This window comes from Amycolatopsis sp. lyj-109, from assembly GCF_046548995.1.
GTDB lineage: Bacteria > Actinomycetota > Actinomycetes > Mycobacteriales > Pseudonocardiaceae > Amycolatopsis.
Genome location: NZ_JAJPWR010000012.1, coordinates 276,773 through 290,890, shown reverse-complemented (window position 1 = coordinate 290,890; position 14,118 = coordinate 276,773). Strand labels below are relative to the sequence as shown.

Below are 14,118 nucleotides of genomic sequence, written 5' to 3'. Positions count from 1 at the left end.
GGAGGACCTACCATGCGCGCGAACCGAGCGGTGGCCGGCATCGCGGTCGTCGCGGTGCTCGGCGGCTGGGCGATCAGCGGAGCGCTCTCGCCGACCGAGGCACAGGGGCCGGCGCCGGTCGCCGCGCCGTACCGCGTCGGGTACGTCAGCGGGGCCACCACCGGCCTGTACCAGGCGACCGGCGAAGGCGCGGAGCCGGCGCTGCCCAGCGGTATCGGCAGCGTCGACTCCGACGCGTCCGCGGGCACCGGCGGCCTCGTGTGGGTGAGCCACCGCGCCGCGACCGCCGGTGGCGCGGAGCGGGACGGCGAACTGTTCTTCCTCCCCGACGGCGCCTCGGCCGCACAGCAGCTGACGAACGACGACGCCGTCGACCTCCACCCGGCGCTGTCGCCGGACGGCCGCACGGTCGCGTTCGCCTCCGAACGCGCCGGCAGCCGGAAGATCTTCGTGATCGGCGTGGACGGCCAAGGGCTGCGCCAGGTGACGACCGGCCCGGCCACCGACGACTCGCCGAGCTGGTCGCCCGACGGTACCCGGCTGGCGTTCAGCAGCACCCGCGACGACCCGGCCGGAGACATCTACACCGTCCCGGTCACCGGCGGCACGCCGGTGCGCCTGACCGCCGACCCGGCCGCCGACACCCAGCCCGCGTGGGGGCCGGCGCGGATCGCGTTCACCACCACCCGGTTCCACCCGGCGGGAGACGTGGTGCTGGTCGCCGACACCGGCGGCGCGGTCACCCGCGCGGTCCCCGACCCCGGCGATTCCTCCGAACCGGCGTGGTCGCGCGACGGCACCCGGCTGGCCTTCACCACCCGCGCGCAGGACCCGCTCGGCGACGTCAAGCAGATCGCCGGCGGCACGGTCTCGATCATCTCCGCGTTGCCGGCCACCGGCGAGGCCGAGCCCACGTTCCGCCCGAACGGGCAGCCGGTGTTCACCGAGCTGCGGTCGGGCGGCACCTCGGACATCTGGAGCGCGGACGCGACCGGCGGCGACCGCCGCGACCTCACCCAGCGCCCGGGCGCCGACGAGTTCGACCCGGCGTTCTCCGTGGACGGTTCGCAGCTGGCCTACACCCAGGCCGGCCCCGGCGAGTCGTCGTCGGCGACCGAGATCATCGTGGCGAACGCCGACGGCAGCGCGCCGCGGGCCCTGACCGGCCCGCGGGACGGCGCGAAGCACGAGCAGCACCCGGCCTGGTCGCCGGACGCCACGATGATCGCGTTCACGAACACCGTGTTCGCCGGTGAGGACCAGCAGGACACCGTGCGGATCGCGCGCGTCGAGGACGGCCGGATCCTGGGCGAGATCCCGCTGCCGCCGTACCTGCGCGGCGACGACTCGCAGCCGGTGTGGTCGGCCGACGGCACGAAGGTCACCCTGACGCGGGCGGCCGCGCGGGTCGCGCCGCCGGGACCGTCCAGAGTGGACCCGTCGGTGGTGGACATGCCGGTCGGCCAGGGCAGCTCGGGCTCGGTCGCGAAGACGGTCCAGACGGACAAGGTCCCCGCGCAGCCGGACATCGTGCTGCTGATGGACCAGACCGGCTCGATGAGCGGCGTCCTCGGTGACGTCAAGGCGAACCTCGGCCACGTCATCGACGAGGTGCTGAAGGTGCAGCCGTCGGCGCACTTCGCGGTGGCCGCGTACGGCGACCGTGTGGACGACGTCCCGATCGAAGGTCCGCCGCCGAACCCGCCGCGGTCGTTCTACGTGCAGCAGCCGCTCACCGCGGTCGACACCGAGGACCAGCGCAAGCTGCTCACCGACGCCTTCGGCCGGATCACCGCCACCGGTGGCGACGACACCGCCGAAGACTGGTACGACGCCCTGCAGAAGGTGTCGACCGGCGCGATCGGCTTCCGCGACACCAGCAACCGGATCGTGGTGCTGGTCGGCGACGCCGCCAGCCACGAGTCCCCGAAGGACGACGCGCGGGGCGCGTTCCCGACGACCGCTGGCGTCGTCGCCGCGCTGAACGCCGCGAAGATCCGGGTGGTCGCGGTACCGGCCGTGACCAGCAGCGGCGGCTCGGAGGGCAGTCTCGCCGCGGAGACGGACGTGGGCCTCGACGGGCGCGGCCAGGCGAGCGCCGTCACCAAGGCGACCGACGGCGTCCTGACCCAGAGCACGGACGTCGGGCAGATCAGCACGGCGATCATCAAGGGGATCACCGACCTCCCGGTGCGGGTCCAGCCGGTGCCGTTCTGCGACCCGGGGCTGACGATGACGTTCAGCCCGGACGGGACGCAGCAGGTCCCCGGCGGGACCGATGCGCACTTCGCCGAAACCGCGGCTGTCGCGCCGGCCTCGCCGATCGGGTCGTTCCTGCACTGCCGGGTCGAGTTCCGGCTGGACGGCGAGCGCACGGTGCGGCCCGGCTACACCGAGGACGTCACCGTCCGGGTCAAGGATCCGCGGCTGCCGCTGATCACCGTGCACGACAAGACCGTCACCGGGACCGCGCCCACGGTCGTCGAGTACCCCGCGACCGCGATCGACGCCGACCGCGAAACGCCGCTGACGCCGTTCTGCACGCCCTCGTCCGGGAGCCTCTTCCCGGTCGGCGCCACCACCGTGACGTGCACGGCGACCGGCCGGGGCGGCACCGCCACCGAGACCGCCGTGATGTCCGTCGACCCCGGCGGGGAGTTCCGGCAGGAGCTGTGGCAGGTCGCCCTCGACTCCGGGCCGGACAGCGTGGTCGCCGGGACCCAGCGGGACCTCTCGCCGTCGTTCGGGGCGCCGTGCGGGACCGGACGGCAGGGCTCGGCGGACGTCTCGCCCGACGGCACCGCCCTCGTGTTCCACAACGACCGCCGCCAACTCTGCGTGGCACCCGCCGACGGCGGCACCGCGCGGGTCCTGGTATCGGACGCCGGATCCGTGGACGACCCGGCCTGGTCGCCGGACGGCACGCTGGTCGCCTTCGACAGCACGCCCGGTGAATCCCGGCCGAGCATCCTGACCGTGCCGTCGGCCGGCGGTGCGCCCGCGGTCCTGATCGCCGGGCCGGGGGGTGCCGCGCAGCCGGCGTTCCAGCGGATCGCCGACGTCGGGGTGACCGCGACCGCGGTCCCGGCGGCCATCCCGTTCTCCGGGCTGACGACGTTCGAGTTCGTGGTCACCAATCACGGTGTCGCCGCTTCGCCCGGCGTCGGGCTGTTCGTCCGGCTGACCGCCGGGCTGCGGCCGGAGGCGCCGATCACCAGCGCCGGCACCTGCACACCGGACCTCGTCTGCACCTTCGGCACGCTCGCCCCGGGTGCCCAGGCGCGGGTGCGGTTCAGCGCGACCGGCGCCGAACCCGGGGCGCAGGCCGCGACCGGCACGGTCACCACGGCCGGCCAGGACGCCGACGCGCGGGACAACTCGGCCACGGCCGTGGTCACCGTCGGCGCGAAGCCGGTGCCCCCGGTCACGCCGGGGTCGCTGTCGGTGGGGCTGGCGGTGTCGGCGGTCCCGCTGTTCGTCGGCGGCGACGACGTCGTGCTGACCTTCCTGGTGCACAACGGTTCCGGGGCCCCGATGCCGAACGTCCGCCTCGTCACCCAGCTGCCGCCGCAGCTGCCCGCGACCTCGACGTCGCCGGGGTGCGCGCCGGGCGGCGGCAACTGTGCGCTCGGGACGCTGGCACCCGGCCAGACCGTCGAGATCCGGATTTCGCTGGCGGCCAAGGCCGCGGCCGACGCGCCGGTGTCCGGCACGGTCAGCACGAGCGGACCGGACAACAACCCCGGCGACAACACGGCGAGCGGGCGGGTGGTGTTCCGCCAGCCGGTGGTGACGGTCGATCCGGGCATCGCCCCGGTGGGCTCCGTCCCGCGGGTGACGGGCACGGACTTCCCGCCGGGCGCGACGGTCCGGCTGGCCTGGTCGGCCGGCATCTCCGAGACGCCGGGCCTGGCGACCGTGGGCGTCGACGGGAAGTTCGAAGCGCAGTTCCTGGTCTTCCACCACGACCTGATCGGGCCGCGCACGGCGTCGGTGACCTCGGTGAGCGGACCGAAGTTCGGGACAGTGCAGTCGAACCCGCTCCTGGTGGTGCTGCGCACGGAACAACCCCCGTTCATCAGCCGCGGCTGACGCAGACCACTGCCCTTAGGGGCAACCACCGGCGCACGGCCGCACACCCGTCCGCTGGTGCCGGACCCGCGACACGAAAGGGAGACTTCGCGCATGGGAGCAACGGCGACGCTGTCCGAGGCCGGCCTGGTCGCGGAACCCGGCCAGGAGACGAGCTGCACGGTGACCATCCGGAACGCCGGGCAGGTCGTCGACCAGTTCGCGATCGACGTGGTCGGCGACGCGGGTGGCTGGGCCACCGCGGATCCGGCGACGGTCAACCTGATGCCGGGGGAGACCGGGACGGTCACCGTGCGGTTCGCGCCGCCGCGGTCCTCCGACGTCCCCGCCGGGACGATTCCCTTCGGGGTCCGGGTGTTCTCGAGCGAGGACCCCGCCGGCTCGGTCGTCGAGGAAGGCACCGTCGAGCTCGGCGCCTTCACCGAGGTGACCGCCGAGATCGTGCCGGCCAAGGTGGAGGGCAGCTCCAAGGCGGATTTCGAGGTCGCCGTCGACAACCGCGGCAACCGGCCGGTGGCCGTCGAGCTGAGCCCGCTGGACCCGGAGGACGAGCTGGACTTCCGGCTCGAGCGCGACCGGGCCGAGCTGGCGCCGGGCACCGCCGCGTTCGTCCGGATGCGGGCCAAGCCGCGGAAGCGCTTCCTGCGCGGGCAATCCGTCCGGCACCGCTTCCAGGTGTTCGTCGTCGCCGACGGGGCCGAGCCGATCAAGACCGAAGGCACCATGGTGCAGCGGCAGCTGCTGCCGAAGTGGCTGCTGCCCGCGCTCGCCGCGCTGCTGGTCCTCCTGCTCGGCCTGCTGACGCTGTGGTTCACCGTGCTCCGGCCCGCGGTGAAGTCGGCCGCCCGGGAAGCCGCCGAAGAGCAGAACCACGAGATCGTGAAGGCGGCGCAGGACGCCGGCGCCGGGGCCGACCAGGCGAAGAAGAACGCCGACCAGGCCAAGCAGAACTCCGAGCAGGCGATGAAGGCCGTCGGCCTGACCCCGCCGGGCGACAACCCCGCGGCTCCCGGCACCGGCACCGGCCCCGGCGGCACGCCCCCGACCCGCGTCTCGAACGCCGCCGCCGACGGAACGCCGACGGACTTCCGGGTGGCCGCGGACGCGAAGATCGACTCGAACGTCAACCGGTTCGCCGAGTTCCCCTACACCCTGCCGGACGCGAGCAAGACACTGGTGATCACCGACCTGATCCTCCAGAACCCGCGCGGTGACACCGGAACCCTGCGGCTGCTGCGGGATTCCGGCGGCACCAAGACGGTCCTGCTGGAGGTCGGGCTCTCCAACTTCCGCGACCTCGACCACCACTGGCTGCAGGCCTGGCGGTTCCAGCCGGGGGAGAAGATCGTGCTCGCGGTCAGCTGCCAGAACCCGCCGGACCGGAACCGCTGCACCCCGTCGGTCTCCTTCTCCGGCCGGGTCGAGTAGGCCGCCGTCGTGCCAGTGCCGCGCGTCGCAGCCTCATCGACACTCACGCACCCAAGGTGGCCTTCGGTGCGTGAGACGCACCGAAGGCCGCCTTGGGTGCGTGAGACGCAACCAAGGCCGCCTTGGGGCGCTTGGACCGAGCCGGGGTCGACGGACCTCGGACGCGCGGCACTAGATGAGCCCTTCGCGCATGGCGAACGCCACCGCGTGGGCGCGGTTGCGGAGCTGGAAGCGGTTGGTGATGTCGTGCAGGATCGACTTCACCGTCCGCTCCGAGTAGCTCAGCTGGTCGGCGATCTCCTTGGTCTCGAAGCCGTCGGCGACCAGCCGCAGCACCCGGGTCTCCCGCTGGGACATCCCGGCGAGGTCCCACCCGTTCGGGTGCAGCACGTCCCGCTGCAGCCGGGACACCCGCGACAGCAGGCGGCCCAGCAGATCGGGCGGCAGCGCGCCTTCGCCGACGGCCGCGGCCTTGACCAGCCGCACCAGGGTGTCCGGGGTGGCGTCGGCCCGGCGGATGATCGCCGACACCCCGTTGCCCACGACGTCCAGCAGTTCCGAGTCCTCCACCTCCCCGGCGACCAGGACGACGCCCGCGTGGCCGGCGCACTGGAGGCTGCGCAGCAGCTGCCGCGCCTCCTCGTTCAGCCGCTCCACGATGACCAGCACCACGGCGGGCTCGCCGGAGTCCTCGTCGGCGAAGCGGATTTCGGGACGTGACCGCAGCGCGGCCGTGACGCCCGCGTGGGTGATGGTGTCGGTGGCGTGCAGCAGCACCGGAACCTGGTCGGTGATCATGGGGTGTGGCCCTCCCTCGAACGACGTCGGATCGTTCCTCCCCCAAGGATCGGGGTGCGGACGTCTGCCGAACAGGGACATGGAGTCCCGATATGTCCCGCTTTCTTTACTCCGATCGGGCAATGCCGGCCTCTCTGGCCTTGGCGATGGCCTGGGTGCGGTCGGTGACCCGGAGCTTGCGGAAGATGTGGGACACGTGGTTGCGCACGGTCTTCTGGCTGAGCACCAGCTCTTCGGCGATCGACGCGTTGCCCATGCCCCGCGCGACGAGCCGTAGGATCTCCGTTTCGCGCAGGGTGAGCCGTGGGAACGACTCGTCACGCGGGGTCGCCGTTCCCAGCAGCGACAGCACCCGGGTGGCGATGGCCGGGCTGAAGATGGCTTCGCCGTCGCCGATCACCCGGACCGCGCGGATGATCTGCTCGTTGCGGGCTCCTTTGAGCAGGTAGCCGCGGGCGCCCGCGCGCATGGCGGCGAACACCGCGGCCTCGTTCTCGAACATGGTCAGCATGAGCACGCCGGTGTGCGGGCTGGTGCTCACGATCCGCCGGGTCGCCTCGACCCCGTCGAGGTCCGGGAGGTTCAGGTCCATCAGGACGACGTCGGGTTCCAGCCGGCCCGCGTCGGCGACCGCGGTCAGGCCGTCGGCCGCCTCGCCGGCGACCTCCATGCCGTCGGTGGCGTCGAGCATCGCGCAGAGTGCCGCCCGGAAGACGGGGTGGTCGTCGACCACGAGAACGCGCAGGGAACCGAACACCGGCTCACTTCCCCGCGGCGAGCGGCAGCCAGGCGGCGATCCGCGTGCCACCGGAGGAAACCGGCTCGACCCGGCAGCCGCCGCCGAGGTCGCCGGCGCGTTCCCGCATCGACCGCAGCCCGGTCCCGCCGACCGACGGCAGGGCCCCGCCGTCGGTGCCGACGCCGTCGTCGACGATCTCCACGTGCAGGTCGCCGTCCAGCGGCCAGAGGAGCACGGTGCACTCCCGGGCTCCGGAGTGGCGGGCGACGTTCACCAGCGCCTCGCGGATGATCCGGTAGGCGGTGACCTCGACCTCCGCCGACAACGGCGGCAGCTCGCCGCGCACCTCGACGTCGACCCGCAGCGGCCCGTGTTCGGCGGGCACCCGCCCGGTGAGCGTGGCGGCGTACCGGCGCACGGCCAGGACCAGCCCGGCCTCGTCGAGGGCCGGCGGCCGCGCGTCGGCCACGATCCGCCGCAGGTCGGTGATCGCGCCGTAGAGCTCGTCCTCGAGCCGGGCCAGGAGGTGCTCGGTGCCCGCCCGGTCCCGCGCGATCAGGTCCCGGGCGGCGCGCAGGCCGAGCACGGCGGCGGTGAGCGTCGGCCCGAGCCCGTCGTGCAGATCGTGGAGCACGCGTTTCAGCCGGTCTTCGTAGCCCGCGGGACGACCGAAGTCGGCGACGACGAATGTCCGGCGCATTTTCTCCCCGTCCGCCAGAATGGTCTGGACCCCCGTGGTGAACCGGGGGAACCAGCTCTCGTGCGGGTAGCCCAGCCGGCTGCTCCGTTTCGCGTAGCGGGATGGTCACCCGCTGTACTAATCGCCGCATCTTGCCCCGGCGTTTCATTCGGAGCGACCCTCGCAGGTCACGGTATGGTCCCGATGCGGAAACGCTCGTAACGTCGCAGGTGGGGGCAATGATCCGTTCGGCGCAGCGGGTCCCGCCTGCTAAAAACGATTCATGAACTGCCTGGTGAACCGGTGGAAATTCGACAAAGCCGGGACGCTGCACTTTCGGGAAGTCACACGGCGGATGGAGCAGAACGCTGACGGCAAGTGGCGGAACAACCGCTACGCCGTTTCTTTTTGGTTCTTCCGATCGATATCGGGAACTCTTTCGGGTCAGCCGTCGAGGCCGAGCAATGCGCGGAGTAGTTCTTCGGGCGTTTCGACCTGCGGCAGATGTCCGGTGTGGGGGAGCAGGGTGAACGTCGACCGCGGGATGGCGGCCGCATAGGCCTTCCCGTACTCCGGCCCGGCGATGCCGTCGCTCTCGCCCCAGATCACGTGCACGGGGAGATCGAGTTCGCCGAGCCGTCCGGCGAGTCCCGGGTCGGTCATGGCCGGCCCGGTGTAGCCGATCAGGGCGCGCACGTCCGGGCTCGGTCCGGTGCCCCCGCCGGCCGGCGGCACCGGCGCCTTGCCCGGGTCGTGGAAGGACAGGGCTCGGATCTCGGCGAGGGACATGCCGCTGATGTCGGTCATCGGGTGCCCTTCGACCTCGATGCCGATGCCGTCGATGATCACCGCGCCGCTCACCCGCGGACTCTTCTGCACCGCGATCTCGGCGGCCAGCCAGCCGCCGAAGGAGTTGCCGATCACGGTGACGTCCGTGAGGTCGAGGTCGGTCAGCAGGTCGACGTACAGCCGGGCCAGTTCGGTCACGCCGGTGAGGCTTCCGGCTTTCGGGGTGCCGGCGAAGCCCGGGTGGGTGGGCAGCAGCACCCGGGAGCGGGTGCGTTCGGCGAGCAGGTCGGCGAAACCGGCCATCGTCGCGACGCCGCCACCGCCGTGCAGGAGCAGGAAGGTCCGGCTGTGGTCGCGGTCCTGGAAGGTCACCTCGGCCGGGCCGAGGGTGCGGGTTTCGGTGCGGGGTGCGGGGAGCGTCGTCATGGTTCCTTCTCGGTCTCGAGCGCGTATCTAAGGAACCTTATATAAGTATGTTTAGATAAGCAACCTGACCTCGATGGGATAGGGTGACCGCATGAAGTACCGCCCCGGCGACGTCTCCCTGGCCGTCAAGCGCCTGCAGCACCGCCACCACCGGGCGCTGAGCCGGGTGCTGGCGCCGCTGGGGCTTTCGCTCGTGCAGTGGGACACCCTGCGGCACCTGCACCGCCGTCCGGACGCGTCCTTGCACGAGCTGGCGGTGCTGACCTTCCAGACCGACCAGTCCTTCGGTTCGCTGGCGACCCGGATGGCGGACCGCGGGCTCATCGAACGCGTCCCCGGCCCCGGCCGGGCGGTGCGGCACCGGCTCACCGAGGAAGGCGCGCGGCTGCGCGCCGAAGGCCAGCACCTCGTCGACGGCGTCGCCGAATCCTCGTTCCGCGACCTGTCGCAGGCCCAGCTCGACCAGCTGGGCGAGCTGCTGGAGCGCGCACTGGGAGCGGATCCGGCGGAGTAGCCCGTTTCGCCTCCCCGGCGAAGGTGGCCCGGCTACCCTTTTCCCGGGCGCGGCGGCGAACCGGACGGGGTGAGCGGGATGACGGCGCTGGCGGTCGTGCTCTTCGCCCTCGGCGCGGCGCTGACTTTCCTGCTGCCGGTGTGGGCCCTGCTGACCTGGGGTGCCCGCCGGGAACGCCGCCGGATCGCGCGGCTGCCGGTCTCGCGGTGCGCCGGGGTGACCGGGCCGGAAAAGCGGCTGTGCGCGGTGGAGGGGCGGAGCGAACCCGGTCCCGCCGGGCCGTTGCTCGCGCCGCTGTCGGGCGAGCCGTGTGTGTGGTACTTCAGCCAGGTGGTGGCGAACACCACCGACGACGGCGCCTCGACGCGGCTGGTCTGGGAAGCCGGTGGCGCCATGGCGTTCACGGTCCGCGACGCCACCGGGTCGGTGCTCGTCGACGGGCAGCTCGTGCATCCGGACCACGCCTCCGGCCGCACCGGCCACCGCCCGCCGGTGCGGCGCGTGGTCGGCGAGGACGTGCGATCCGCGCGGGACAGCGCCCACCTGCAGGCCTTGATTGCCCGGGGTGTCCTGAGCGAGAAGTCGTTCGACCGTCGCTGGTGGTCCTCGACGCTGAGCTGGAGCGTGCGCGAGTACGTGCTGCCGGCCGGCGAGCCGCTGCACGTCCAGGGCCGGCCCGGAATCCGGGACGGCAGGCCGCTGCTCGGCGCCGCCCGGCGCAAGCACCTCGTCTCCGGCCGCACCCACGCGCAGCTGGCCGCCGACAGCGAGCAGGACGTGCGGACCGGCACGGGCTGTCTCCTGCTCTGGAGCGTGGGTGGCCCGCTCCTGCTCGTCGCCGGTTACCTGCTGCTCATGCTGACGCGTTGAGCGGGGTCAGTTCCGCCGCGCCGAAGGAGACGTCGAACCGGTCGCACCAGATGCTCACGCTGGTGTAGGCGGACAGGTCGGTGCCGGCGGGCAGCGGGTAGTTCTGGTTGCCCCTGTTGCCTTTGAGGCTGCCCGCGTCGAGGTGCTTGCCGTCGTCGAAGACAGCCCAGCCGTCCTTGCCCGGCTTCACCGGCGCGTCGGTGAGCCAGACGTGCACGTCGGGGCCGCTGCTGGTGGCGAGGTTTTCCAGGCGCAGCACGAGAGATCCGCCGGCCGCGCGCACGATCCGGACGCTGCCCGACGTGCGGTGCTCGTGGCTGATCAGCGTGCCGGTCGCGAGGTCGGCGGGCGCGGCTTTCTCCATCGGCCGGATCGACGCCGAAGGCCGGGCGGGCCGCGCCGGTGGCGCGGACACCGGAGGGGCGGCCGGCAGGGCTTCCTGCACGGTCTCGTCCACCACCAGCCGCCACGGCTGGAACCAGTACAGTCCGGCCGCGGCGGCGACCACCCCCGTCACCAGGACGGCCGGCATCCAAGGCCGGGTGAGCAGGCGCCGCGTGCGGTTCATCAGGTTCTCCTCCGTCGTCGTCCGGTGACGGGTTCAGTCAACGGGACGAATCGCCCACGGACATCCGGCGCGCAGTTACCGATCTCTTACGGCGAGGTCCCGACCGGGGACGAATTCCTCTATCGCCGGAGCGGCATCGGAGCATGATGGTCGCTGCGGGCGGTCCGGACCGAGAGGAGCGATCAGTGACGATCTACCTGGAGCAACCGGCACCATACGACCTGGTGGGCACCGTCATCCAGGTGGCGGGCGTGGCCGGTGGGGCGTTCGAGGCGAACTTCGGCTACCGCGTTCACGAGGGCCACGACGAGGTCACCGGCTCGTTCATGGCGGGCGACGGCATCGGCGGGCACAGCCAGTTCCAATTCACCGTCGACGTCGCCGGCGCGGCCTTCAAACTGGACCGGTTGTTCGTGGACCTGTTCCACACTTCGCCGAAAGACGGTACCGAGTTGGACAAGGTCGTCGTCCCGGTGGTCTTCGGCCCGAGGATCGTTCCGGGCTACCAGAACTACCTGGAGCACATCGTGGTGGCCGGTGAGACGCTGTGGGGCATCGCGGCCAAGTACTACGGGTCCGGCAACCTCTACCACCGCCTGGTGGCGGCCAATCCGGTCACCATCCCGAACCCGAACGTCATCCACCCGGGTGACCTGATCCGCGTGCCACAGGGAACCTGAGCGCCCAAAACCAGCGCCGGCGCGGCGGAGGTGCGGCTCCACGCCGTCCGTGCCGGCAAGATCCTTCCGTACTGTTCCAGGAACTCTCCCAGGGAATCTTGGGGTCGGCACGGAGGAACCTCGATGCGCGTTCTGTCGGAGGCACAGTTGGGTGCGGTGCTCGCCGGGCTACCCACACCGCAGCCCCGGGTCGTGGTCAGCGGGAACTTCGCGACGCCGGCGCGGGCGATGGCCGTGCTGGACGCGGCGCTCGCCGAGTACCGCTTGTTCGCGCTCAACGCGCAGGCGGGCCTGCCGGACCGGGAGGGCGTCCTGCTCGAGACCCCCTTCGTGGGCCCGGGGATGCGGGGCCGTGCCGGGCTGCGGTACTTCCCGTCCCGGTTGTCGCTCGTCCCGCAGCTGCTCAAGCAGGCGCTTCCGCCGGACGTCGTGCTGGTGCACACCTCGGTGCCGGTGGCCGGTGTGGTGTCGCTGGGCACCGAGGTCAACATCCTGCCCGCCGCGATCGAAGCCGTCCGCGCCCGCGGCGGCCTGGTGATCGCCCAGCTCAACCCGCAGATGCCGGTCACCTACGGCGACGGGGCGCTGCCGGTCGAGGAGATCGACTACGCACTGGAGGCGGAGGAGCCGCTCCCGTCGCCGGCGCTGCGGGTCCTGGGCGACACCGCGCGCAGCATCGGCGACCGGGTGGCCGGCCTGGTCGCCGACGGGGCCACGCTGCAACTGGGCATCGGCGGGATCCCGGACGCGACGCTCGCCGCGCTGACCGGCCGCCGCGGGCTGGCGGTGTGGTCGGAGATGTTCAGCGACGGCGTCCTCGCGCTCGACCGCGCCGGTGCGCTCGACCCGGCCGAGCCGGTGACGGCGTCGTTCGTGTTCGGCAGCCCCGACCTGTACAAGTGGGTCGACCGCAACCCGCGGGTCCGGCTGCTGCGGACGGAAAAGACGAACGACCCGGCGGTGATCGCCCGTCAGCGCGCCCTGGTCTCGGTGAACAGCGCCCTCGAGGTCGACCTGTTCGCCCAGGCCAACGCCAGCCGCGTGCGCGGGGCGATCCACTCCGGGTTCGGCGGGCAGACCGACTTCGTGGTCGGCGCGCTGCACTCGCCGGGTGGCCGGGCGATCATCGCGCTGCCGTCCTGGCACCCGAAGGCCGACGTGTCGACGGTCGTACCGCGGCTGATCGGCCCGGTCACCTCGTTCCAGCACAGCTTCCTGGTCAGCGAGCAGGGCGTCGCGACGATCTGGGGCCACGACGCGGGCGAACAGGCCCGGCAGATCGTGGACCGGGTGGCGCACCCGGACGCCCGGGAGGAACTGCGGGCACGGGGACGCGACCTCGGATTCGACCTCCGCTCCTGAGCCGCTGCCGCCTCAGCGTCGGCGCACAGTCACCCGATACCAAGGGAAATCGTATAACGCCATATACGTCGTGAATGATATCGGAGCAATTTACCGCCAGAGCGCAATGACCGAAGCCGCTTCGACGTGGGCTCGGCTGCTCGACTTCTGCCGGGCGGCCAAGGAGGTGTTCAGCGACCTTGGTGCCGAGCGACGCGGCGGCCGGCGACCTTGCCCGCCACCCCGCCGTAGAGTTGCGTGTTGGTGTGCGGGTCGTCCGAGATGTCGCCCGGCCCGCTCGGCCGCCACAGGGCGCAGCCGACCAGGCCCGGTTCGATCAGCTCGAAGTCGCCGAACATCGTCTCGACTTCCTTGTGGGTGCGGGTGGTCGCCTGGTCGTGGCCCCTGGCCAGGTTGAAGGTGCCGACCGCGCTGTTGATCCGGTCGCTGTCGCGGTCGCTGACCAGGTGGGAGATCGCCAGGTGGCTGCCGATCGGGACGCGGCGGCGGTACTCGGCGAGCAAGGTGTGCGGGTCGCTGGCGTCGGGGATCCAGTGCAGCATGGCGACCATCAGCAGGCCGATCGGTTCGCCGAAGTCCAGCCGGCGCACGTCGGGGTCGGCGAAGATGCCGTCGGGGTCGGTGAAGTCCGCGTGCGCGATCGTGGCGTGTTCGCTGGCGCGCAGGAGCATCTTGCTGTGGGCGACGGCGATCGGGTCGCGGTCGACGTAGACCACCCGGCAGCGCGGGTCGATCTCGCCGGCGATCTGGTGGACGTTGCCGACGGTGGGGATCCCCGAGCCGATGTCCAGGAACTGCCGGATGCCCAGGCCCATCAGGGTGCGCACCACCCGGCCGAGGAACGCCCGGTTGAGCCGGGCGACGTCGCGGATGCCGGGCATGATCTTTTCGGCTTGTTCCGCGGCGTCGCGATCGGCCTGGAAATTGTGCGCGCCGCCCAGCAGATAGTCGTAGGTCCGGGAACTGCTGGGTTTCGTCGTGTCGATACCCGGAGGAACCCATTCCTCTTGGTGGTGTTGTGTCGTCATCGTGCACCTCGCTCACCGTCGACGAAGAACATACTCACTCGCGTGGCGCCCTCGATTACGCCATCGGTGTGACACCGATTCAGCCGATGGGTGCTGTCGCGTGCCGCCGATCGGGCCTAAGGTGGCAGACCTCCTTCCGGACAGC

12 protein-coding genes are annotated in these 14,118 nt (G+C 71.9%); 6 read left to right on the top strand and 6 right to left on the bottom strand.

Translation table 11 applies throughout. From position 1 onward, the window contains the following. Positions 1 to 12 precede the first annotated feature (12 nt). Complete coding sequence (locus ACLJQF_RS27095; RefSeq protein WP_410612682.1) at positions 13 to 4,092, top strand: translocation protein TolB; 4,080 nt, start codon at positions 13 to 15, stop codon at positions 4,090 to 4,092. A 93-nt stretch (positions 4,093 to 4,185) separates the two neighbouring features. After that, a complete protein-coding gene (locus ACLJQF_RS27090) occupies positions 4,186 to 5,520 on the top strand; it encodes a hypothetical protein (RefSeq protein WP_410612680.1) in 1,335 nt (444 codons plus the stop codon). 171 nt (positions 5,521 to 5,691) lie between these two features. Here the strand turns inward: ACLJQF_RS27090 and ACLJQF_RS27085 are convergent, their stop codons facing one another. The 4 genes from ACLJQF_RS27085 to ACLJQF_RS27070 form a co-directional block, all read right to left on the bottom strand. Next, positions 5,692 to 6,318, bottom strand: coding sequence for a response regulator transcription factor (locus tag ACLJQF_RS27085; RefSeq protein WP_410612679.1), 627 nt, complete (start codon positions 6,316 to 6,318; stop codon positions 5,692 to 5,694). Positions 6,319 to 6,424: 106 nt separating this feature from the next. Beyond that, complete coding sequence (locus ACLJQF_RS27080; protein WP_410612677.1) at positions 6,425 to 7,075, bottom strand: response regulator; 651 nt, start codon at positions 7,073 to 7,075, stop codon at positions 6,425 to 6,427. Between the two features lie 4 nt (positions 7,076 to 7,079). Continuing rightward, positions 7,080 to 7,757, bottom strand: a complete 678-nt coding sequence (locus ACLJQF_RS27075) for a sensor histidine kinase (RefSeq protein ID WP_410612675.1) — start codon at positions 7,755 to 7,757, stop codon at positions 7,080 to 7,082. A gap of 423 nt (positions 7,758 to 8,180) precedes the next feature. Beyond that, the gene (locus ACLJQF_RS27070; RefSeq protein ID WP_410612673.1) at positions 8,181 to 8,951 is read right to left on the bottom strand and encodes an alpha/beta fold hydrolase; all 771 of its coding nucleotides are present in this window, start codon (positions 8,949 to 8,951) and stop codon (positions 8,181 to 8,183) included. A gap of 91 nt (positions 8,952 to 9,042) precedes the next feature. On the opposite strand from ACLJQF_RS27070, the gene ACLJQF_RS27065 reads away from it, so the two are divergent. Continuing rightward, a complete protein-coding gene (locus ACLJQF_RS27065; protein WP_410612671.1) occupies positions 9,043 to 9,465 on the top strand; it encodes a MarR family winged helix-turn-helix transcriptional regulator in 423 nt (140 codons plus the stop codon). Between the two features lie 78 nt (positions 9,466 to 9,543). Further along, positions 9,544 to 10,335 carry a hypothetical protein gene (locus tag ACLJQF_RS27060; RefSeq protein ID WP_410612670.1) on the top strand — a complete coding sequence of 264 codons (792 nt, stop codon included), beginning with the start codon at positions 9,544 to 9,546 and terminating at the stop codon, positions 10,333 to 10,335. On the opposite strand, the gene ACLJQF_RS27055 is transcribed toward ACLJQF_RS27060, so the two are convergent. After that, entirely contained in the window at positions 10,319 to 10,903 is a 585-nt protein-coding gene (locus ACLJQF_RS27055; protein ID WP_410612668.1) for a DM13 domain-containing protein, read from the bottom strand. The two genes, ACLJQF_RS27060 and ACLJQF_RS27055, sit on opposite strands and share 17 nt — an antisense overlap. Before the next feature lie 185 nt (positions 10,904 to 11,088). On the opposite strand from ACLJQF_RS27055, the gene ACLJQF_RS27050 reads away from it, so the two are divergent. Together ACLJQF_RS27050 and ACLJQF_RS27045 are read left to right on the top strand one after the other, a co-directional pair. Then, positions 11,089 to 11,583 carry a LysM peptidoglycan-binding domain-containing protein gene (locus ACLJQF_RS27050; protein WP_410612666.1) on the top strand — a complete coding sequence of 165 codons (495 nt, stop codon included), beginning with the start codon at positions 11,089 to 11,091 and terminating at the stop codon, positions 11,581 to 11,583. A 123-nt stretch (positions 11,584 to 11,706) separates the two neighbouring features. Then, entirely contained in the window at positions 11,707 to 12,945 is a 1,239-nt protein-coding gene (locus tag ACLJQF_RS27045) for an acetyl-CoA hydrolase/transferase family protein (protein WP_410612664.1), read from the top strand. 170 nt (positions 12,946 to 13,115) lie between these two features. Here the strand turns inward: ACLJQF_RS27045 and ACLJQF_RS27040 are convergent, their stop codons facing one another. After that, positions 13,116 to 13,973, bottom strand: a complete 858-nt coding sequence (locus tag ACLJQF_RS27040; RefSeq protein ID WP_410612662.1) for an SAM-dependent methyltransferase — start codon at positions 13,971 to 13,973, stop codon at positions 13,116 to 13,118. Positions 13,974 to 14,118 lie beyond the last annotated feature (145 nt).